Raw genomic sequence first — 20,533 nt, 5'->3', positions numbered from 1 at the left:
GGGCCGTGCCGCGCCCGATGAGGTGAACCTCCCGGCGTCGGACTTCGGGGGGCGGCGCCCGGATGCGGCGAACCCCCCGGTGCGCGGCCGTGGGACGGCGCACCGGGGGGTTCCCCGGGGCTCGCTACGGGATGTAGAAGCTCTTGACGCCGGTCTTGAGGCCACCGGCGTAGTCGCTGTACGTGCGGGCGTTCAGCCCGAAGTAGTTGGTCGCGGGGTTGCAGTTCTTGCCCTCGTAGAAGGTGACGTACTTGTTCGACTGGTTGCTCACCGAGAACGCCGCCCACGGTGTGTTGTGGCAGCCGGACTGGCTGCGCTGCCACCCGGTGCCCAGGCCCTTGGGCTTGGTCCAGGCGCAGACGTTCGGGGCGTCGCAGCGGGTGATCGCGGGCGTCGGGGGGCCGGGGTCGGCCGCGCCGGGCGGCTGGGCGGCCTGCGCGGTCACGACGGGCAGCAGCACCGCGGCCAAGGCGAGCACCGGCGCCACCAGGGCCAGGCGCAGAGCGGTGGAAACCATGGGGCAAACCCCTTCCGAGCGGAGGGACGGACAACCCGGAGCCATCGGGTGCTCCGGCACCCGCTGTGTCTACCGCTCGGTGGAAAAACGCGCTGACCAGCACAAATGCCGATCATGCCCGGTGTGCTGCGGCCCGTGACGGCGCCCGCCACCCACCTCGGACCCACCCACCGCTGTGAGTGGTACCGGCACCACGCGTGTGAGGGACGGCACCGGTGGCGCCGGGGTGCCCGCGCGTGCCCCGTCCAACCGCACACCCGCCGATCGGGTGGAACACCGCGCGCCGCGACGGCGGGGTGACCCCGGGGACGACCGGACCCCCTCGGCGCGCGGGGACGAGGGGGTCCGGTGGGGTGGCCGGCCGGCGGCGGGCCGGGTGCGGGGGACGCGCCCGGAACGCGTCGGCGCCGGGTCAGCGCTCCGCGTCGCCGCGGATGAACGCCTCGACGGCCTCGTGCGCCTCGGAGTCCGAGTACTGCACCGGCGGCGACTTCATGAAGTACGACGACGCCGACAGGATCGGGCCGCCCACGCCGCGGTCCAGCGCGATCTTCGCCGCCCGCACCGCGTCGATGATGATCCCCGCCGAGTTCGGCGAGTCCCACACCTCCAGCTTGTACTCCAGGTTCAGCGGCACGTCGCCGAACGCCCGGCCCTCCAGCCGCACGTAGGCCCACTTGCGGTCGTCCAGCCAGGACACGTAGTCCGACGGGCCGATGTGCACGTTCCGCTTGCCCATGTCCCGGTCCACCTGGGAGGTGACCGCCTGCGTCTTGGAGACCTTCTTGGACTCCAGGCGCTCCAGCTCCTTCATGTTCAGGAAGTCCATGTTGCCGCCCACGTTGAGCTGCATGGTGCGGTCGAGCTGGACGCCCCGGTCCTCGAACAGCTTGGCCAGCACGCGGTGCGTGATGGTCGCGCCGACCTGGGACTTGATGTCGTCGCCGACGATCGGGACGCCGGCCTCCTCGAACTTGCGCGCCCACTCCGGGTCGGACGCGATGAACACCGGCAGCGCGTTGACGAACGCCACCCGCGCGTCGATGGCCGCCTGCGCGTAGTACCGGTCCGCCTCCTCCGAGCCCACCGGCAGGTAGGACACCAGCACGTCGACCTCGGCGTCCCGCAGCGCCCGGGCCACGTCGACCGGCGGCTCGTCGGACTCCTCGATGGTCTCCCGGTAGAACCGGCCCAGCCCGTCGAGCGTGTGCCCGCGCTGCACCGTGACGCCCAGCGGCGGCACGTCGGCGATCTTGATCGTGTTGTTCTCGCTCGCGCCGATCGCCTCGGACAGGTCGACGCCGACCTTCTTGGCGTCGACGTCGAACGCGGCCACGAACTCCACGTCGCGCACGTGGTAGTCGCCGAACTCCACGTGCATCAGGCCGGGCACCCGACCGCTCGGGTCGGCATCGCGGTAGTAGTGGACGCCCTGCACCAGCGACGCCGCGCAGTTGCCGACCCCGACGATGGCCACTCGAACAGTGCGGCGGTTGTCGCCCATGCCGAGTCCTCCTTCTTGTTCTCTACGTCAGTGCCCAGTGGGCTATTCGTCCCGCTCGCGCAGTTCTGCCTGTTCGTGCGCGATCAGCTCGTTGAGCCACCGCACCTCGCGCTCGGTGCTGTCCAGCCCCATGCGGTGCAGCTCGCGCGTGTAGCGGTCGATCCGCTCGCTCGCGCCCGTTAAGGCCGTCCGCAGCCCTTCCCGGCGCTCCTCGACCCGCCTGCGCCTGCCTTCGAGGATCCGCACCCGGATCTCCGCGGGCGTGCGGGAGAAGAACGCCAGGTGGACGCCGAACGAGTCGTCGTCCCAGGTCTGGGGCCCCGCGTTGACCAGCAGGTCACCGAACCGCTCCTTGCCCTCGGCGGTCAGCTCGTACACCTTGCGCGCGCGGCGACCCCAGGAACGGGCCTCCTGAGGCGCCTCCTCGGCGATCCACCCCTCGCGCTGCAACCGGCGCAGCGTGGGGTAGAGCGTCCCGTAGGAGAACGCGCGGAACGCGCCCAACAGCTCGTGCAAGCGCTTGCGCAGCTCGTAGCCGTGCATCGGCGCCTCGTGCAACAGGCCGAGGATCGCGAACTCCAGCACGCACACCTCCTCGCACGCACCGCCGATGGGTGTCCCGACTATATCGGTGCGATACATCCGCCCACGACTCGAGAAGTGGCGCATCGCACCAGGTCACACCGTGATCACGGCCACTGCCCTGAACGGCCCAACGAAGGTGACGGGCCGCCACGTACTCTGGTCCCGTGCTGACCCAACGGCAGGTCGTGGACTACGCGCTGCAGCGCCGAGCGCTGCTGGCGGAGGTCTACGCGGGCCGAGTGGGCACCATGGAGGTCTGCGACGCGAGCCCGTACCTGCTGCGAGCTGCGAAGTTCCACGGCCGGCCGAGCGACGTGACCTGCCCGGTGTGCCGCAAGGAACCCCTGACCCTGGTGTCCTGGGTCTACGGCGACGAGCTCAAGCACGCGGCCGGCTCCGCGCGCACCGTCGACGAGCTGACGCGCATGGCGAGCCTCTTCGAGGAGTTCACCGTGTACGTCGTGGAAGTTTGCCGCACATGCAGTTGGAACCACCTGGTGCAGTCATACGTCCTGGGAACGCGTGGCGTGAGCTCTCGGAAGCCACGGAGGAGGACCGCGGCGGAGTGAACCACTCCCGACCCCGGGCGTCGTCCACCAGGGCGACGGCGTACGACCACCGAACCGCGTGCGACGGCACGCCGGTCTGGGAGGCTTTTTCGTGAACGACCAGCATGACGACAGGCAACGTGGCGGCGAGCCGCAGTGGCCGACCGGGGAGGACCCGGACGGCGGAGCGCACGCACCACGCCGCGGAGCCGGGGATCAGCCGGAGCGTCCGAACACCCCACCAGGTGGTTTCGCGCGCCCGCAGGGCGGTCCCCGCCCCGGCACGCCCCCCGGCGGCATCCCCCGGACCCCGCCCCCCGGCGGTCCGCAGGGCGGTCGCCCGCCGGGCACCCCGCCGGGCGGGATCCCGCAGGGCGGCGGTCCCCGCGGCGCGGGCACCCCGCCGGGCGGCATCCCCCAGGGCGGCCCCGGTCGTCGCCCCGAGCAGGGCGGCCCCGGCGCGCCGGGCGGCAGGCCCGGCGGCCCGGCCCGCCCCGGCGGCCCGAACACCCCGCCGCCCGGCGCGGCGGGCGCCGACCCCAACGCGACGCGGCAGGTGCCCAGGGGCGCCGGGCGCGCCGGCACGCCCCCCGGCGGCATCCGCCGGCCCCACGGCCCCGTCCCGCCCGGCCGCCCCCCGATGGGCGGCCCGGCCGTGCCCGGCGGCCCCCGCCGGCCCGGCGAGGAGCCGACCGACCTGCTCCCCCCGGTGCACCAGACCGTCGCCCGCGAGCCCGAACTCCTCACGCACCGCGAGGACGAGATCGCGATCGAGCCGTTCTACGAGGACGAGTACGACGACGAGCCGACCCCGGAGGAGGCCAAGGCCCTCCGCCGGCGCAAGGTCTGGCGCCGGGTGCGCCGCATCGGCTACGTCGGCCTGTTCCTGCTGATCCTCGGGCCGATCGTCGCGTTCGCCATCGCCTACCAGCTGGTGATCGTCCCGAACCCGGAGCAGGTCGCGGCCGAGCAGGCCAAGGTCGTCACCATCCTCTACGACGACGAGTCCGTGATGACCAAGATCGCGCCGTCGGGCGCGAACCGGACCCTGGTCAAGTACGAGGACCTGCCCGAACAGCTCAAGCGGGCCGTGTTCGCGGTCGAGGACCCGACCTTCGAGACCAACCCGGGCTTCGACTTCACCGCCATCGCGCGCGCCGTCTGGTACCAGGTGACCGACCGGAACAGCGGTGGCTCGGGCCTCACCCAGCAGTACGTGAAGCAGGCCAGCCAGCAGGACGACAACACGCTGAGCCGGAAGTTCACCGAGCTGGTCAAGGCGTACAAGATGTCCGAGCAGCAGGACAAGAGGGACATCCTCACCGCCTACCTGAACACCATCTACCTCGGCCGCTCCGCGTACGGCGTGAAGGAGGCCGCGAAGGTCTACTTCAACAAGGAGAACCTGAACGACCTCACGCCGTCCGAGTGCGCCCTGCTCGCGGGCATGATCCAGAGCCCCAGCCTGTCCGAGGACACCGAGTACGTCACCTTCCGCTGGAACCACGCGATGGACCAGCTGCTGCGGTTCAACTGGATCACCAAGGAGTACCGGGAGGCGGAGCGGACCCCGCCGCCGCTGCGACCGCTGGCCGAGGTGCAGCAGAGCGGCCTGGAGGGCCCGCGGCTGCTGATCCAGAACCAGGTCCTCGCCGAGCTGGAGGACAAGGAGAACGGCCTGGGCTGGGACATGAAGCAGGCCCACCAGTCCGGCATCACGATCCACACCACCATCGACCCGGAGATGCAGACCGCCGCGGAAGAAGTCATCAAAGAGGTGATGGAGGGCCAGACGGAGGGCCTGCGCCAGTCGCTGACCGCGATCGACCCGCACACGGGCGCGGTCAGGGCCTACCACGCGGGCATGGACGGCAACGGGATCGACTACGCGCGCGGCATCGTCCAGGAGGCCGGGTCGTCGTTCAAGCCGTTCGACCTGGTGGCCGCGCTGCAACGGGGCAAGGGCCTCGGCTCGACCTACGACGGCGTCTCCCCGAAGACCTTCCCGGGCGGGCCCGGTCCGGCCGACGACGTGGTCATCCGCAACTCGTCGGACCGCAACAACTCCTGCGGCAAGCAGTGCTCGTTGCGCGAGGCGATGGAGATGTCGCTGAACACGGTGTTCTACGACCTGGTCGCCAACGAGATCGGCCCGCAGGCAGTGGCCGAGGCGGCGTTCCAGGCGGGCATCCCGCGCACGGTGAAGGTCGACGGCCGGGAGAAGCAGCTCCTGGTCGGCGAGAACGGCGGCCCTCCCGGCACCGGTATCGCCATCGGTGGTGGCGAGGCGCAGGTGCGGCCGTTCGACATGGCCTCGGCCTACGCGTCGTTCGCGGCGCGCGGCGTCTACCACGAGCCGTACTTCATCAAGAAGATCACCAGCGCCGACGGCGAGCCGCTCAAGCAGCACGAGGACGTGACGCGCAGCGCGTTCGGCGACGACCAGCAGAAGAGCCGGGACATCGCCGACAACGTGACGGAGTCGCTCAAGCCCGTCATCAAGTACTCGGAGCTGGACTGCGCGGGCCGGCGCGAGTGCGCGGGCAAGACCGGCACCCACGAGCTGCCGGGCTCGGCCGAGCAGAACTCGAAGGCGTGGATGGTCGGGTACACCCCGTCGCTGTCCACGGCGGTCTGGATGGGACGCGACCAGGGCAACGAGGCGCTGGTGGACGCCAACGGCAAGGCGATCTTCGGTTCGGACCTGCCGGGCGAGATCTGGCGGAAGTTCATGGACCGGGCGCTGGAGGGGACGCAGCCGGAGAAGTTCCCGAAGGCCAACCCGATGGGCGAGTACGAGAAGCGCCGGGTCGTCACCACCGTCCCGACGACCACGCCCAAGAAGGAAGAAGAGCAGAAGCCGACCACGACCACGTCGACGCGGCCGACCACCGAGGAGACGACGACGCCCCCGACGACGACGCGGCCGACGCCGCCGACGTGCATCGGCCGGCTGTGCCAGACGACGACGGTGCCCGACCCGGATCCCGACCCGATCGGCGGCGGCGGTCCACCGACCAGATAGCCCCGGTCGACCGATGACGGCGAGGCGCGCACCCCCGGGGTGCGCGCCTCGTCCCGTTCCGCCCCGAACCCGGCGCCGGCGCGACCCGAGCGGCTTCACCGCGGCTGTCCGCCCCGGCCCGTAGCATCCGGCAGGTGGCCAGCCCTTCGCAGCAGACGGCGAACGACGACGACACCGATTCGCTCAGCCCCGCAGAGCGCGTCCGCCCCACCTGGACCGAGCCGTTGGCCCGGGCGGCGGCCAAGCCGTTCGGCGGGCCGGTCGGCAGGCACGCCTCGGTCGGCAGGCAGTGGTTCTGGACGCCGCTGCGGGTGGTGCTGCTGCTGGCGGTGGTGACGCTGGCGTTCGCGTGGGTGCAGAAGTCGCCGTGCATCCAGCAGTACGTCGACCAGAACGGGGTCGTGCAGCTGGACTGGCGGGGCAGCAAGCAGTTCACCGCCATGTGCTACTCGGACACCGTGCCGCTGTACACGGCCGAGCGCCTGGACAAGCCGGAGACGTTCCCCTACAAGACGTCCTGGATCGACGACGAGGGCAAGCCGACCGCGCACGTCCGGTACATGGAGTACCCGGTGCTGACCGGCGTGTTCCAGTGGTTCAACGCGCGGATGGCGCAGGGCTGGACCCGGATCGCCGAGTCCGGCTGGCTGCCCAACCCGATGACCGTGGTGGTGTACTTCGACATCACCGCGCTGTGGCTGGCGCTGGCGTGGCTGGTGACCACCTGGGCGGTGCTGCGGCTGGCCCGGCGCAGGCCGTGGGACGCCGCGATGGTGGCCGTGTCGCCGCTGGTGGTGGTGCACGCGTTCACCAACTTCGACACGCTGGCGACGGCGTTCGCGACGGCGGGCCTGCTGGCGTGGGCGCGCCGCAAGCCCGTGCTGGCCGGTGTGCTGCTCGGGCTGGGCGGCGCGGCGAAGCTGTACCCGCTGTTCCTGCTCGGGCCGCTGCTGCTGCTGTGCTGGCGGGCCGGCCGGATGCGCGCGGGGCTGACGGCGCTGGGCACCGCGCTGGCGACGTGGGCGGCGGTGAACGCGCCGATCGCCTACCTCTACCCCGACGGGTGGCGGGAGTTCTTCCGGCTCAACACCGAGCGCGGGGTCGACCCGGACTCGCTGTACAACGTGGTGGCGCAGTGGACCGGCTGGGAGGGCTTCGACCCCGGCCTGGTCCAGGGCCAGGCGCCGGAGGTGCTCAACACGGTCAGCGCGGTGCTGTTCCTGCTGTGCTGCGCGGCGATCGGGTACGTGGCGCTGTCCGCGCCCACCCGGCCCCGGCTGGCGCAGCTCGGGTTCCTGGTGGTCGCGGCGTTCCTGCTGACGAACAAGGTGTGGAGCCCGCAGTACTCGCTGTGGCTGGTGCCCCTGGCGGTGCTGGCGCTGCCGCGCTGGCGGCTGCTGCTGGCGTGGATGGTGGTGGACGCGCTGGTCTGGGTGCCGCGGATGTTCTTCTACCTGGGCACGGACAACAAGGGCCTGCCGATCGACTGGTTCCTGGGCGCGGTGGTGGTGCGGGACGTCGCGGTGGTCGCGCTGTGCGTGCTGGTCGTGCGGGAGGTCTACCGGCCGTCGCGGGACCTGGTGCGGCGGGCCGGCGACGACGACCCGTGCGGCGGGTTCCTCGACGGCGCGCCGGACGAGCGGGTGCTGCGCCTGCGGCCGCGGCGCGAGGCCCCCGTCCCGGTCTGACCGGGGGGCTCCCCGCGCCGGCGTGCTCGGGCGTCACACGTGCGGGTGAAGTCGCGCAGTTGTCCCGCCGGAGCGGGTAGCCGGGGTCCGCCGACACGCGGCCGGGGACGGGAGCGATCATGGTGCGACGGGTGACGACGATGGCGGCGGCGGCCGCGCTGGCGTTCGGCGTGGCGGTCGGGGCCGCCGCGCCCGCGGTGGCGCAGCAGGCCGAGCTGACGCCGCTGCAGTGCTTCCTGGGCGGCGGGCTGCCGCTGCCGGGCCAGGACGGCGCCACCTGGCAGTGCACGGGCGGTGTGCACAACGGGAAGCCGGTGCAGCCCCCGGCGCTGCCGGGCTCCTGAGGCGGGACCGCCGGAGCGGGACCGCCGGGACCGGGCTCCCGGGGCCGGCGGTCCCGGGACCGGGTTCCCGGGGCCGGGGCGGCGGGTCAGCCGGCCTGCGGCCTGCGGGCCAGCAGGTAAGCCTGCGGGGTCTTCTCCTGCGGCTCCGGGGCGCGCACCAGCGTGGCGCGCACCTTGAAGCCGGCCTCGACGAGCTGCGCGGCGACCCGCTCCGGCGGCAGCCGGTAGGCGCTCATGGTGATCTCGTGGCCGTACCCCTCGGTGATGTCGCGGCGCTCGTCGCCCGCCTGGAACGCCAGCAGCAGGTGGCCGCCGGGCCGCAGCACGCGGTGGAACCCGGCGAACACGCCCGGGTGGTGCTCCGGCGGGACGTGGATCACCGAGTACCACGCCACGACCCCGCCCAGGCCGGCGTCGGGCAGGTCCAGCCCCGTCATCGAGCCGACCTCGAACCGCAGGCCCGGGTGGCGGGAGCGGGCGACGGCGACCATCCGCGGCGACAGGTCGACGCCGAAGGCGGCCAGGCCGAGCGCCGCGAGGTGCGCGGTGATCCGGCCGGGGCCGCAGCCCACGTCGGCGACCTCGCCGGTGACCAGCTCGGCGAACGCGCCGAGCACCGCCCGGTCCGCCGGGCAGCCGGCCAGGTGGTCGCGCAGCAGCTCCTCGTAGTCCGCGGCCACCACGTCGTAAGCGGTCCGGGTCGTGGCCAGGAAGTCCGGATCGGTCACGTCGCGCCCACCTCCGCCGCGGGTTCCCGGTCCGGCGGGCGGTCCCGGAACGACACCCGCGACCCGAGGAACACGAAGAACAGCGCCGCCAGCAGCGCGGCCCGGCCCCACACGCCGATCACCACGGCCTGCGCCGAGAAGCCGTCGTAGATGCCGGAGGGCTGCCCGAACTCGATGGCGTAGTACCAGCGGAAGATGCCGATGCCCATGGCGAGGTCCGCCGCGAAGTAGGCGAACACCCACCCGAGCGGGATGCGCAGCAGCACGAACATCGGCACCAGCCACAGCGTGTACTGCGGCGAGTGCACCTTGTGCAGCAGCAGGAACCCGCACAGCATGGCCGCCGACACCTGCACCCACGGGTAGGCGCCCTCGCGCCGGAACCGCCGCCAGCCGATCCAGCAGGCCAGCGCGAACGACGCCAGGACGCTCAGCGGCGACAGGACGCCCACCAGCGCCTGCATCGACTCGTCGGGCATGAACGGCCGCAGCGACCAGAACCAGACCGAGTTCGTGGTGATGTCCACGCGGCGCAGCTGCTGGAACGTGAACGAGGCCCGCCAGCCCTCGAACCCGATCAGCGCGAACGGCAGGTTGACCAGCACCACGGTGACCGCCGCGGCGGTGAGCACCCGGACCACGCCCGCCCAGTCGTAGCGCGGCCCCTCCCGCCCGCCCCGCCCGCCGGTCAGCACGTACAGGCACAGCGGCAGCACGAACGCCGCCGGGTAGATCTTGAACGCGAACCCGAGCCCGAGCAGCACCGCCGCGACCACCGCGCGGTCGGCCAGCGGCCGCGGCGCGCGGCCCCAGCCCCGGTGCACGACGTACACCGCCGCCACCGCGCAGAACGCGACCGGCAGGTCCCAGTTGTGGAACGCGTAGAGCACCATCGGCGGCCCGATCGCCCACAGCAGCGCCCGCCACCCGCTCAGCCTGCCCAGCAGCCACGCCGTCGCCAGCCCGAAGGGCGCCATCAGCAGCGCGGAGAACAGCAGGAAGGACGCGTCGGTGTGCGCGAAGGCCGCGCCGGCCCAGATCAGCAGGCCGGTCAGCACCGGGTACTCGACCGTGCCGCCGACCAGCGCGCCGCCGGCGTCGATGCCGCCGTTGACGTAGGGGAAGACGTGCCGGTCGACGTCCCGGCCGATCCACAGGTGCTGGATGTCGGAGTAGCAGACCTCGCCCTTGTTGCGCTCGTTGTAGTCGGGCTGGCTGCGGCCCCACTGGTCGAACTCGGGCCCCGTGCAGCGGTCCTTGTTGGCGAAGCCGAGCAGCAGGGTCACCCCGCACAGGAGGACCAGCGCGGCCAGCGCGGACCGGCCCAGCCGCCGCGCCCGCCCGCCCACCCGCCCGGGCGCGACCGCCGCCTCTCGCGCCGCGCTCATCGACCCAGGTGCTCGCGGAGGAACGCGATGTCCTCCGCCTGCCCCTCGTCCGGGGTCTCGACCAGCACCGGCGCGCCCGCCGCGGCGGCCACCGCGACCAGCTGACCGGGGTCGACGGTGCCCGTCGCGATGTTGGCGTGCCGGTCGCGGGCGGAGCCGAACGGGTCCCGCGAGCTGTTCAGGTGCACCAGGTCGATGCGCCCGGTGATGGCCTTGACCCGGTCCACGACGCCGACCAGGTCCTCGCCGGCGGCGAACGCGTGGCAGGTGTCCAGGCAGAACCCGGCGCCGAACCCGCCCACCGCGTCCCACAGCCGGGCCAGCACGTCGAACGAGCGGGCCATCGCGTTGTCGCCGCCCGCGGTGTTCTCGATCAGGACCGGGACCGCGAAGCCGCCGTCGGCGGCCTGCCGCTCGAACATCTTGCGCCAGTTCGCGATGCCGTCGGCCGGGTCGTCGCCCTTGGCGACGTGGCCGCCGTGCACGACCAGGCCCTTGGCGCCGACCCCGGCCGCGGCGGTGGCGTGCTGGAGGACCAGCTTGCGGGACGGGATGCGGATGCGGTTGTTCAGCGACGCCACGTTCGCGACGTACGGGGCGTGGACGAAGACGTCCAGGTCGGAGGCCAGCAGCGCGTCCGCCCGGGGGTGCGGCTGCGGCGCCTTCCACCCCTGCGGGTCGGCCAGGAAGAACTGGACGACCTCGGCCCCGCGAGCGGCTGCGGCGCCCAGCGGGTCGTCGTCCCGGACGTGGGCTCCGATGCGCATGACAGTGCAGAGTAGTCGGGAGGGGTGACGAAGTGGCCGGGACCGCCGATACGAAAAGTGTTCGCACCGGGCGCGACGCACGTCACCACGAGGCCCTACGCTCGTTACCCGTAAGTAGGGGACGGTGCGGACGCCCGGTTCGGGGCAGGCTCAGGGAGGCCGGACATGCGGACCCGACTCACCCGCCCGGTGGCCGCGGCGGCCGTGGCGCTCGCGGTCGGCGCCGCCGGGTCCGGCACCGCCGACGCGGCCGAACCGGTGGTGGTCGGCGAGTGCGCGACCACCGTCCGGGGCGCGCCCGGCACCCCGGTGGCGCTGAGCCCCGCGGCGGTCGTGCAGCCGGTGACCGACCTGGTCCGGGCCGTCCCGCTGCTCGGGCCGCCGCTGGCCGAGCCCTTCCGCCGGGCGTTCACGGCGCTGCCGCCCATCCCGGTCGGCTCGATCCCCACCGGATCCGGCGTCATCACCGGCGGCCGGATCGCCGACGCGGTCGTGGCGGAGCTGGACGGGATCGCACTGCTCGGCCCGGTCGCCGCCACCCTGGCCCACGACGTGCGGACCACCCTGTCGGCGCTCTGCGGCGTGGCCGTGACCGGCGTGAACACCGCCGCCGCGCCCGTCCGGGACGGCTCGAAGGCGATCGCCGACGCCGCCGAGCAGGCCACCGGCCGGGTGCCGGGCCTGCCGGGGGACGAGCCGGCGCCCGACCCCGGCGCACCGCCGACCGACCGACCGGGCGGCGGGCAGCCCGGCGGCACCCCGGGCACCGGCGACCCGGGCGCCGGCACCCCCGGCGCCGACCGGCCCGGCGGCGGCCTGGCGGGCGGCTCCGCCCCGGTCGGCGGCGTGGGCGGGACCGACCTGCCGCCGCACGGCTCGAACCCGTTCGGCCGCGTGCCGCTGTTCGGCCACGGCGCGCTGCCGTCCGCGGCGCTCGGGCGGCTCTCCCCGCCGGGCGCGCGCCACGGCGGCGACGTCCCCGGCTACGGCCTGCTCGGCGCGGACGGCACGCAGACCGCGGGCCGCGCCACCGCCCTGCCCGGCGCCGGGGGCGGCGTGGCGGCCCCCGTGCTGCCGGCCGTGCTGGCGCTGTCCTGCGTGGCCGGCGCGCTGGCCCGCACCTGGGCGCGGCGCCGCGCGGCCGGCTGAGCGCGGCCCCGCCACCACCCGGGTGCGGTGTTCCGCACCGCCCTTTGCTAGCCTCTCCGGGTTGCTGACGCGACGACCCTCCTGCCACGGAAAGTCCGTGGCCGCCGAGTCCACAGGAGGTGAGTGGTCTTCATGCGTCATTACGAAGTCATGGTCATCCTGGACCCCAGTCTCGACGAGCGCACCATCGCGCCCTCGCTCGACACGTTCCTCAACGTCATCCGCACCACGGGCGGCAACGTCGAGAAGGTCGAGGTGTGGGGCAAGCGCCGGTTGAGCTTCGAGATCAACAAGAACTCCGAGGGCATCTACGCGGTGCTCGACCTGACGTCGACCCCGGAGGCGGTGAAGGAGCTCGACCGCCAGCTCGGGCTGCAGGAGACGGTGCTGCGCACCAAGGTCCTGCGCCGCGAGCCCGCCAAGGCGGCCAAGGCCGCCAAGGTCCAGCCCGCCAAGGTCTAGGGGTTCCCCGACATGGCAGGCGAGACGACGATCACGGTGGTCGGCAACCTGACCGCCGACCCCGAGCTGCGCTTCACCCAGTCCGGCGCCGCGGTGGCGAGCTTCACGGTCGCCTCCACGCCCCGGACCTTCGACCGCCAGACCGGCGAGTGGAAGGACGGGGAAGCCCTGTTCCTGCGGTGCAACGTGTGGCGGCAGGTCGCGGAGAACGTGGCCGAGTCGCTCACGCGCGGTTCGCGCGTGCTCGTGAGCGGGCGGCTGCGCCAGCGCTCCTTCGAGACGAAGGAGGGCGAGAAGCGCACCGTCATCGAGCTGGAGGTCGACGAGGTCGGCCCCTCGCTGCGGTACGCGACCGCGAAGGTCAACAAGGTGAGCCGGGGTGACGGCGGCGGCGGCTTCGGCGGCGGCGGCCAGTCCCGCGGCGGTGGCTCCACGCCCCCGGCCGACGACCCGTGGGGCTCCGCGCCCCCGGCCGGCTCCGGCGGCGGCTTCTCCGACGAGCCCCCCTTCTAGACCGCACCCCCTCCACTTCACCGCGTCATCCCAGGAGTGACCCACATGGCCAAGCCGCCTGTGCGCAAGCCCAAGAAGAAGGTCTGCGCGTTCTGCAAGGACCGCAACGCGCACGCGATCGACTACAAGGACACCACCCTGCTCCGGAAGTACATCTCGGACCGGGGCAAGATCCGCGCCCGCCGGGTGACCGGCAACTGCAGCCAGCACCAGCGCGACGTCGCCGTCGCGGTCAAGAACGCCCGCGAGATGGCGCTGCTGCCCTACACCTCGACCGCTCGCTAGAGAAAGGGGAGAACACCGTGAAGCTCATCCTCACCGCTGACGTCAGCGGCCTCGGTGGCCCCGGCGACATCGTCGAGGTCAAGGACGGCTACGGCCGCAACTACCTGCTGCCCCGCGGCCTGGCGATCCTCGCCACCAAGGGCGCGGCCAAGCAGGTCGAGGTCATCCGCCGCGCGCAGGAGACCCGCCGGGTCCGCGACCTGGACCACGCCAAGGAGATCAAGGCTTCGCTGGAGGGCCTCGGCTCCGTGACGCTCAAGGCGAAGGCCGCCGTCGGCTCCAAGAAGCTGTTCGGCTCGGTCACCTCGTCCGACGTCGTGTCCGCGGTGCGCAGCGCCGGCGGCCCGACGCTGGACAAGCGCGCCGTCGACATCGCCGGCCACATCAAGACCCTGGGCAGGCACACCGTCTCGGTGCGCCTGCACCCGGAGGTCACGGTGTCGCTGGCCGTCGAGGTCGCCGCCGCGAACTGAGGGCGCCGGGCGCCCGCGAACGACGCCGGGAGCGCCGTCCGACCGGATACTCCGGACGGGCGGCGCTCTCGCACGTCCGGCTGTGGACAACCCGTGTGACGGGCCGACCGCGACACGCCGTGGAGGCGGTTACACGCGACACGCCGAGGGTGTGACGAAGTACTTTTCCACATACTTATCCACAGGGCTTGACCTGCGAAAACTTCTGTCACGGCCAGAGTTGTACCCAGGTTGTCCACAGGTTTCCACGACGATGTGGCCAACCGGCGCGAACCATCCCCAAGCTGTCCACCGGTCTGTCCCCAGGGTCGGTTGCCTGCGCCATCCGGGGGCCTCTACCGTCCGCCGGGTCACAGGGCGTCGCCCGCGGGAATTGTCGTACCCGCGGGGTAGAACAGGGGACACGAGCGGAGTGGGGTGAGTGCGCGGTGGCGCTGGTGGACGACCGGGGCATGGCCGAGCCCGGTTTCGAACGGCAGCCGCCGCAGGACCTGGCGGCGGAGCAGTCCGTGCTGGGCGGGATGCTGCTGAGCAAGGACGCCATCGCCGACGTCGTCGAGGTGCTCGCGCCCAACGACTTCTACCGGCCCGCGCACCAGGCGGTGTACGACTGCGTCCTGGACCTGTACGGGCGCGGCGAGCCGGCCGACCCGATCACGGTGTCGGCGGAGCTGGAGCGCCGGGGCGAGCTGCTGCGCGTCGGCGGCGCGCCCTACCTGCACACGCTGATCGCGACCGTGCCGACCGCCGCGAACGCCTCCTACTACGCCGAGATCGTGGCGGAGAAGGCGGTGCTGCGGCGGCTGGTCGAGGCCGGCACGCGGATCGTCCAGCTCGGCTACAACGGCGCGGAGGGCGCCGACGTGGACGAGGTCGTCGACCGCGCGCAGGCGGCCATCTACGAGGTCACCGAGCGCCGCACGACCGAGGACTACGTGGTGCTGGAGGAGCTGCTCCAGCCGACGATGGACGAGATCGACGCCATCGCGTCGCGCGGCGGCTCGTCCCTGGGCATCCCGACGGGCTTCGCGGACCTCGACGAGCTGACCAACGGCCTGCACCCCGGCCAGATGATCATCGTGGCGGCCCGCCCCGGCGTCGGCAAGTCGACCCTGGGCCTGGACTTCGCCCGGTCCTGCTCGGTCAAGCACGGCCTGACCAGCGCGATCTTCTCGCTGGAGATGAGCCGCACGGAGATCGTCATGCGGATGCTGTCCGCCGAGGCGAGGATCCGCCTGGGCGACATGCGCGGCGGCCGGATGAGCGACGACGACTGGACCAGGCTGGCCAGGCGGATGAGCGAGATCAGCGAGGCGCCGCTGTTCGTCGACGACTCGCCGAACCTGACGATGATGGAGATCCGGGCCAAGGCGCGGCGGCTCAAGCAGCGGCACGACCTGCGCCTGGTGGTGGTCGACTACCTCCAGCTGATGTCGTCGGGCAAGCGCAGCGAGTCCCGCCAGCAGGAGGTCTCGGAGTTCTCCCGGAACCTGAAGCTGATCGCGAAGGAGCTGGAGGTCCCGGTCATCGCGATCAGCCAGCTCAACCGCGGCCCCGAGCAGCGCACCGACAAGCGCCCGCAGCTGTCGGACCTGCGCGAGTCGGGCTCGCTGGAGCAGGACGCCGACATGGTCATCCTGATCAACCGACCGGACGCGTGGGAGCGCGACGACCCGCGGGCGGGCGAGGCCGACCTGATCATCGCCAAGCACCGCGCCGGCCCCACCGCCACGATCACGGTCGCCCACCAGCTGCACTACAGCCGCTTCGCCGACCTCGCGCAGGGCTAGCGCGGTCCGGTCGGGGCGGCGGTCCCCCCGGGGGGACCGCTCCGGGGCCGCGGGGCGCGCCGGCGGCTCCGGCCGGCCCCGCTACGCGCCGCGGAGGGCGAGGTAGGCGTCGAGCTGGGCCGCGCCGGAGAGGAGGGTGCGGCTGCGCGTGGTCAGCCGGTCCTGCCAGGAGTCGAGGAAGGCGCCCAGCGCCTCCGCCCCGCCCGCCGCGCGCAGCGATCCGGTGAACTGCGCGACCTGGCGCAGCAGGTACCCGCCCCGGCGCAGCTGCCGGGCGATCTCGGCGTCGCGCACGCAGTCGGGCCCGTAGTGGCGGTAGCCCGTCGCCGGGTCGCGCTCGGGGCGCAGGATGCCCTCGGCCTCCCAGGTGCGCAGCGTCGCCGGGTGCACGCCCAGCCGGCGCGCGAGTTCGCCCACGGTCAGCGGCCGGCCGTGGACGGGGGCGGGCGCCGTGGTGGACAGGCCGCCGAGGGCCGTCGCGACCTCGGCCCGGGTGTTGCGCTCGGCGAGCAGCGCGACGTGCGCGGCGTCGATGAGCCGGTAGGCGGACTCGGTGTCGCCCCGGTTGGTCGCGCGCATGATCTCCAGCGCCGGCTGGTGCCCGTGGCCGCCGCGCAGCGCGAGGAAGGCGCGCAGGGCCTGCGCGTGCAGGGGCGTGTAGCGCCGGTAGCCGGTCTCGCCGCGCTCGGCCGCCGGGAGGGCGCCGGCCTCCTCGTAGTTGCGGATCGCCTGGGCGGACAGCCCGTGCTCCCGGGCGAGGTCGACGGGTCGCAGCTCACACCTCCGATTGAGGGTTTCGACCGGTACTCCCCGGTCGGCTCCGCGGAAGTGCCAACCGATCGTTCAACGATAGCGTTGTGGGGAGTTCTTCTTCCGAAGGGGTGCTCATGTCCACTGCCGCAGCACTGCGCGCGATCGGCCGCCGACTCGACGACCCGGCCGACCTGGGCCGCGCGATCGACGAACTGCTCGCCGGGCGGGCCGAGCCGCCGGCCGTGCTCGCCCTCGGGGAGCCGGTGCACGGGGTCGCGGCGTTCCCGGAGCTGCGCAACGAGGTGCTCGGTCACCTGGTCGAGCGGGGGTTCCGGTCGATCGCGCTGGAGATCGACGCGTTCGCCGCGTCCGTCGTCGACGAGTACGTGACCGGGGGAGCGGCAGGCGCCGGAGCAGAGGTGGACGCAGAGGTGGACGCCGTGCTCGCGACCGGGTTCAGCCACCGGTTCGGCGCCCTGCCCGGCAACCGCGAGCTGGTCGAGTGGCTCCGCGCGCACAACGCCGGCCGCGCGCCGCGCGACCAGGTCCGCTTCCACGGCTTCGACGCCCCGGTGGAGTTCTCCGCCGCGCCGAGCCCGCGGCGCGCGCTGTCCTCGGTCGTCGACTTCCTGCCCGCGGCGCTGCGGCCCCGATCAACCCGGGACCTCGACGCGCTGCTGGGCGAGGACGCGGACTGGGCGAACGAGGCGGCCATGTTCGACCCGGCGGCGTCGATCGGCGACTCCGACCGCGCCCGCGCGCTGCGCGTCGTCGCGGACGACCTGGCGAGCGCGCTGCGCCGCGCGGCGCCCGGCCTGCACGCCGCCGACCCGGTCGGCCACGCCCACGCCGTCGCGCACGCGCGCACCGCCCTGGGCCTGCTGCGCTACCACGCCGCGATGGCCACCCCCGGGCCCGACCGCATCGAGGCCCTGCTCAGCCTGCGCACCGAGATGATGGCCGAGAACCTGCTCGCGATCGTCGACCGGGAGCGGCGCCGCGGGCCGAGCCTGGTGTTCGCGCACAACGTGCACCTCCAGCGCATGCCGTCCCGCATGGCGACCTGGGACGGCGAGGTGAGCTGGTCGAGCGCCGGCGCGCTCGCGGCGCTCACCCTCGGCGAGCGCTACGTGTTCGTGGCGACCGACGGCGGCCCCTGCGGCGCACCGGGCACCCTCCAGCACGCGATGGCCGGGGCGACCACCCGCCGCGCCCTGTTCCCGGCGCGGGCGCTGAGCGCCGCGCTCCCCCCGTCGACCGGCGTGGGCGAGCCGATCGCGCGCGGCCACCTCCCGCTGACCCCGGCGGGGGTGGCCGGCGCCGACGCCGTCGTCTTCATCGCCGACACCGACGGGGAGCAGCACCGGTACTGGTAGCGGCGGGTGGCGCAGTGGCGCGGTTCCCGGCGGTCGCGCTCGGTGGGCGCGACCGCCGGGAACTGTGAACAACCGCAAAAACGCGCATACGATCAAGGGATGCCACCCGACGCGGCGCGGCGCAGCGACCGTTCGAGGCGGGCCATCCTCGCCGCCGCCCTGGAACTGCTGGAGGAGCGGGGCTACGCGAAGGTGACCGTCGAGGCGGTCGCCGCCCGCGCGGGCGTGGGCAAGCAGACCATCTACCGGTGGTGGCAGGCCAAGGGGCCGCTGCTGTTCGACGCGTTCATCGAGTCCAGGGCGGTGGGGTGGGAGGTCCGGCCGTGGGGCGAGCTGGGCGCGGACCTCAAGCTGGAGCTGCGCGAGGCCATCGCCGAGGTGGGCGAGCGGCGGTTCGACCAGGTGTGCCGGGCGCTGGTGCACGAGGCCCGGACCGACCTGGTGGCCCTGCTGCTGACGCCCCGGCGGGTGGTGCTGGAGCAGCGGTTGGCGGCGGCGCAGCGCGACGGGGACGTCCGGGGCGACGTGGACGTGGCCGCCGCCGCGGAACTGCTGCTGGGCCCGGTGTACCAGCGGTGGTTGCTGCGAACGGGCCCGTTGACGGGCGCGTTCTCCGACCGGGTGGTCGACCTCGCGCTGCGGGCGCTGCTGGGGTGAGCGCGGTCGGTAGGCTGTGACCGTCATGGGGTACGCCGTGGTCGACGTGGAGACGACCGGGTTCGCGGCGGGCCGGTCCGACCGCGTCGTCGAGGTCGCCGTGGTGCTACTGGACGACGACGGCCGGCAGACCGGCGAGTGGTGCACGCTGCTGAACCCCGGCCGCGACCTGGGCCCGCAGCACGTGCACCGGATCTCCGCCGCCGACGTGTGGGACGCGCCCACCTTCGCGCAGGCCGCCGGGGCGCTGGCGCGGCGGCTGGCCGGGCGGGTGCTGGTCGCGCACAACCTGGCGTTCGACGCGCGGTTCCTGGCGGCCGAGTTCGGGCGGCTGGGCGTCGACCCGGCGCTCGACGGGCTGTGCACGATGCGGCTCGCCGCCCGGTTCCTGCCCGGTGGCGGGCGGTCCCTGCGGGCCTGCTGCGACGCGGCCGGCATCCCGCTGGGCGAGGCGCACTCCGCGCTGCACGACGCGCGGGCCACCGGGCGGCTGCTCGCGCACTACCTGCGGCACGGCCCGCTGGACGCCCCGACCGCGCCGTGGCCGCACCTGCCCGGCGACGACGTGCGCGAGGTGCGCCGGGGGCACGCGGCGCCGAGCGCGCCGACCGGGCACGTGGCGTTGCGCGCGGGCGACCTGGTGGTGTTCACCGGGCAGCTGAGCGAGCCGCGCGACGTGTGGGTCTCCCGCGCGCACGCGGCCGGGTTGGTGAGCCGGGACCACGTGACCCGGTCCACCCGGGTGCTGGTCGCGGCTGACCCGTTCACGCTGTCCGGCAAGGCGCGGCGGGCCCGCGCGTACCGGGTGCCGATCGTGGCCGAACGGGAGTTCGGCGCGCTGGTCGGGGCGTTACACGGCTGACCAAAGATCACCGGACCGAGTGGTGGGCGTGCCCTTGAAATGCCCGCGACCCGCGGGGAGGCTCTTGACGGACAGGGTTGCACCCGGCGGAGGGCACCAGTCCTATGAGTACCGTGCAGACAACGGCTTCCCGTGCGGTGTGGGACGAGCTCGTCTCCGAGCTGCCGGTCGGGGTGCTGCTCCAGGACGGCGCCGGTGCGGTGCTCGCGGGCAACCGGCTCGCCGCGTCGCTGCTGGGCGTGCCCTCGGCGGAGCTGCCCGGCCTGCGCCGGCCGCCGGGGCGGGACGCGTCCGGCGCGCCGCTGCCCTCGGGCGCGGAGCTGGCCGCGCAGGTGCTGCGCACCGGGGCGCCGCTGACGATCCCGATGGTGCTGCCGCACGCGCACGTGTGGGCCGAGTACCACCCGCTGGAGCCGCGCGGGCAGGTGCTCGTGGTGCTGTGGCCGGTGCAGGCGGACGTGCCGCACTCCGCGCGCCTGCTCGACGGGCTGACCGGGCTGCCCGGCCGCGCCCTGCTGCTCGACCGGCTCGGCCAGGCGCTGACCAGGGCGCGCACGCACGGGACCCTGGCGTCGCTGGTGCTGGCGGACGTGCACCGGATGGCCGAGGTGAACCGGGAGCACGGGTTCCGGCGGGGCGACGAGCTGCTGACCGCGATCGCGGGGCGGCTGCGGCAGGGCCTGCGGGCGGACTACACCGTGGCGCGGTACGGCGGGGACCGGTTCGCGGTGGTGGCGGAGCACCCGAACGGCAGCGGCGAGGCGGTGGCGGCGCGGGTGCGCGAGCTGGCCGGGCGGGCGGTGCGGATCGCGGGGTCGCGGGTGCGGCCCGGGGTGCGGGTGTGCTGGGTGACCAGCGACGGGGACGCGCCGCTGCACTCGGTGCTCGCCTACGTGGAGGAGCGCCTGCGCCACACCGGACCGCGCGACCTGCCCAGGCAGGACCGGCCCGGACAAGACCGGCCCTGACAAGATCTGTCCGGAAAGGACCGGCCGGAGACGACCGGCATGGGGACGACCTGCCCTGAGATGACCTACCCCGGAGCGCTCGCCGCGGCTCGGGGGGCGGAACAGGGCTGAGCCCCCGGCACGGGGTGTGCCGGGGGCTCAGCGGACGGGT

General features: G+C 73.7%; 21 protein-coding genes. 14 read left to right on the top strand and 7 right to left on the bottom strand.

What is annotated here, in order from left to right:
* Nucleotides 1-124 precede the first annotated feature (124 nt).
* The 3 genes from JOE68_RS15500 to JOE68_RS15490 all read right to left on the bottom strand — a co-directional run bounded on the left by JOE68_RS15500 (nt 125) and on the right by JOE68_RS15490 (nt 2,606).
* Entirely contained in the window at nt 125-517 is a 393-nt protein-coding gene (locus JOE68_RS15500) for a peptidase inhibitor family I36 protein (protein ID WP_204843047.1), read from the bottom strand.
* A gap of 412 nt (nt 518-929) precedes the next feature.
* Entirely contained in the window at nt 930-2,021 is a 1,092-nt protein-coding gene (locus JOE68_RS15495; protein ID WP_204843046.1) for an inositol-3-phosphate synthase, read from the bottom strand.
* Nucleotides 2,022-2,063: 42 nt separating this feature from the next.
* A complete protein-coding gene (locus tag JOE68_RS15490; RefSeq protein ID WP_204843045.1) occupies nt 2,064-2,606 on the bottom strand; it encodes a PadR family transcriptional regulator in 543 nt (180 codons plus the stop codon).
* Between the two features lie 164 nt (nt 2,607-2,770).
* Between JOE68_RS15490 and JOE68_RS15485 the strand changes: the two genes are divergently transcribed.
* The 4 genes from JOE68_RS15485 to JOE68_RS15470 all read left to right on the top strand — a co-directional run bounded on the left by JOE68_RS15485 (nt 2,771) and on the right by JOE68_RS15470 (nt 8,211).
* Complete coding sequence (locus tag JOE68_RS15485) at nt 2,771-3,175, top strand: DUF5318 domain-containing protein (RefSeq protein WP_204843044.1); 405 nt, start codon at nt 2,771-2,773, stop codon at nt 3,173-3,175.
* A gap of 91 nt (nt 3,176-3,266) precedes the next feature.
* Nucleotides 3,267-6,179: a transglycosylase domain-containing protein gene (locus JOE68_RS15480; RefSeq protein WP_307819698.1), complete on the top strand. Its 2,913-nt coding sequence runs from the start codon at nt 3,267-3,269 to the stop codon at nt 6,177-6,179.
* A 134-nt stretch (nt 6,180-6,313) separates the two neighbouring features.
* On the top strand, nt 6,314-7,867 hold the full coding sequence (locus JOE68_RS15475; protein WP_204843043.1) for a glycosyltransferase family 87 protein: 1,554 nt from the start codon (nt 6,314-6,316) through the stop codon (nt 7,865-7,867).
* Between the two features lie 119 nt (nt 7,868-7,986).
* Nucleotides 7,987-8,211, top strand: coding sequence for a hypothetical protein (locus tag JOE68_RS15470; RefSeq protein WP_204843042.1), 225 nt, complete (start codon nt 7,987-7,989; stop codon nt 8,209-8,211).
* Nucleotides 8,212-8,297: 86 nt separating this feature from the next.
* On the opposite strand, the gene JOE68_RS15465 is transcribed toward JOE68_RS15470, so the two are convergent.
* Genes JOE68_RS15465 through JOE68_RS15455 form a run of 3 tightly spaced genes read right to left on the bottom strand, consistent with a single transcriptional unit; the run spans nt 8,298 to nt 11,094 of the window.
* A complete protein-coding gene (locus tag JOE68_RS15465; RefSeq protein ID WP_204843041.1) occupies nt 8,298-8,939 on the bottom strand; it encodes a class I SAM-dependent DNA methyltransferase in 642 nt (213 codons plus the stop codon).
* On the bottom strand, nt 8,936-10,327 hold the full coding sequence (locus JOE68_RS15460) for a glycosyltransferase family 87 protein (protein WP_204843040.1): 1,392 nt from the start codon (nt 10,325-10,327) through the stop codon (nt 8,936-8,938). The genes JOE68_RS15465 and JOE68_RS15460 overlap by 4 nt, the downstream gene beginning before the upstream one ends.
* Nucleotides 10,324-11,094 carry a deoxyribonuclease IV gene (locus tag JOE68_RS15455; RefSeq protein ID WP_204843039.1) on the bottom strand — a complete coding sequence of 257 codons (771 nt, stop codon included), beginning with the start codon at nt 11,092-11,094 and terminating at the stop codon, nt 10,324-10,326. The genes JOE68_RS15460 and JOE68_RS15455 overlap by 4 nt, the downstream gene beginning before the upstream one ends.
* Nucleotides 11,095-11,259: 165 nt before the next feature.
* Between JOE68_RS15455 and JOE68_RS15450 the strand changes: the two genes are divergently transcribed.
* The 6 genes from JOE68_RS15450 to dnaB all read left to right on the top strand — a co-directional run bounded on the left by JOE68_RS15450 (nt 11,260) and on the right by dnaB (nt 15,766).
* Nucleotides 11,260-12,243 (top strand): hypothetical protein, encoded by a 984-nt coding sequence (locus JOE68_RS15450; RefSeq protein ID WP_204843038.1) that lies wholly within the window; start codon nt 11,260-11,262, stop codon nt 12,241-12,243.
* Nucleotides 12,244-12,375: 132 nt separating this feature from the next.
* A complete protein-coding gene (gene rpsF / locus JOE68_RS15445) occupies nt 12,376-12,705 on the top strand; it encodes a 30S ribosomal protein S6 (protein ID WP_204843037.1) in 330 nt (109 codons plus the stop codon).
* 12 nt (nt 12,706-12,717) lie between these two features.
* Nucleotides 12,718-13,218 (top strand): single-stranded DNA-binding protein, encoded by a 501-nt coding sequence (locus tag JOE68_RS15440; protein ID WP_204843036.1) that lies wholly within the window; start codon nt 12,718-12,720, stop codon nt 13,216-13,218.
* 45 nt (nt 13,219-13,263) lie between these two features.
* Nucleotides 13,264-13,503: a 30S ribosomal protein S18 gene (gene rpsR / locus JOE68_RS15435; RefSeq protein ID WP_015105786.1), complete on the top strand. Its 240-nt coding sequence runs from the start codon at nt 13,264-13,266 to the stop codon at nt 13,501-13,503.
* Between the two features lie 17 nt (nt 13,504-13,520).
* Nucleotides 13,521-13,976: a 50S ribosomal protein L9 gene (gene rplI / locus JOE68_RS15430; protein ID WP_204843035.1), complete on the top strand. Its 456-nt coding sequence runs from the start codon at nt 13,521-13,523 to the stop codon at nt 13,974-13,976.
* 428 nt (nt 13,977-14,404) lie between these two features.
* Nucleotides 14,405-15,766: a replicative DNA helicase gene (gene dnaB / locus JOE68_RS15425; RefSeq protein ID WP_372443301.1), complete on the top strand. Its 1,362-nt coding sequence runs from the start codon at nt 14,405-14,407 to the stop codon at nt 15,764-15,766.
* A gap of 81 nt (nt 15,767-15,847) precedes the next feature.
* Here dnaB and JOE68_RS15420 read toward each other — a convergent pair whose 3' ends face one another.
* Nucleotides 15,848-16,540, bottom strand: coding sequence for a MerR family transcriptional regulator (locus JOE68_RS15420; RefSeq protein ID WP_204846121.1), 693 nt, complete (start codon nt 16,538-16,540; stop codon nt 15,848-15,850).
* 113 nt (nt 16,541-16,653) lie between these two features.
* Here JOE68_RS15420 and JOE68_RS15415 point away from each other — a divergent pair, with 113 nt between their 5' ends.
* The 4 genes from JOE68_RS15415 (at nt 16,654) to JOE68_RS15400 (ending at nt 20,382) form a co-directional block, all read left to right on the top strand.
* Nucleotides 16,654-17,895 (top strand): erythromycin esterase family protein, encoded by a 1,242-nt coding sequence (locus JOE68_RS15415; RefSeq protein ID WP_204843034.1) that lies wholly within the window; start codon nt 16,654-16,656, stop codon nt 17,893-17,895.
* Between the two features lie 99 nt (nt 17,896-17,994).
* Entirely contained in the window at nt 17,995-18,552 is a 558-nt protein-coding gene (locus JOE68_RS15410; RefSeq protein ID WP_204843033.1) for a TetR/AcrR family transcriptional regulator, read from the top strand.
* Between the two features lie 25 nt (nt 18,553-18,577).
* Nucleotides 18,578-19,414 (top strand): exonuclease domain-containing protein, encoded by an 837-nt coding sequence (locus tag JOE68_RS15405; RefSeq protein ID WP_204846120.1) that lies wholly within the window; start codon nt 18,578-18,580, stop codon nt 19,412-19,414.
* Nucleotides 19,415-19,518: 104 nt separating this feature from the next.
* The gene (locus JOE68_RS15400; RefSeq protein ID WP_204843032.1) at nt 19,519-20,382 is read left to right on the top strand and encodes a GGDEF domain-containing protein; all 864 of its coding nucleotides are present in this window, start codon (nt 19,519-19,521) and stop codon (nt 20,380-20,382) included.
* The last annotated feature ends 151 nt before the right edge of the window (nt 20,383-20,533 follow it).

This window comes from Saccharothrix algeriensis, assembly GCF_016907655.1.
Classification (GTDB): Bacteria; Actinomycetota; Actinomycetes; order Mycobacteriales; family Pseudonocardiaceae; genus Actinosynnema; species Actinosynnema algeriense.
Note: the sequence above shows the minus strand (reverse complement) of the source record. Positions and strands in the feature narration are given on the sequence as shown.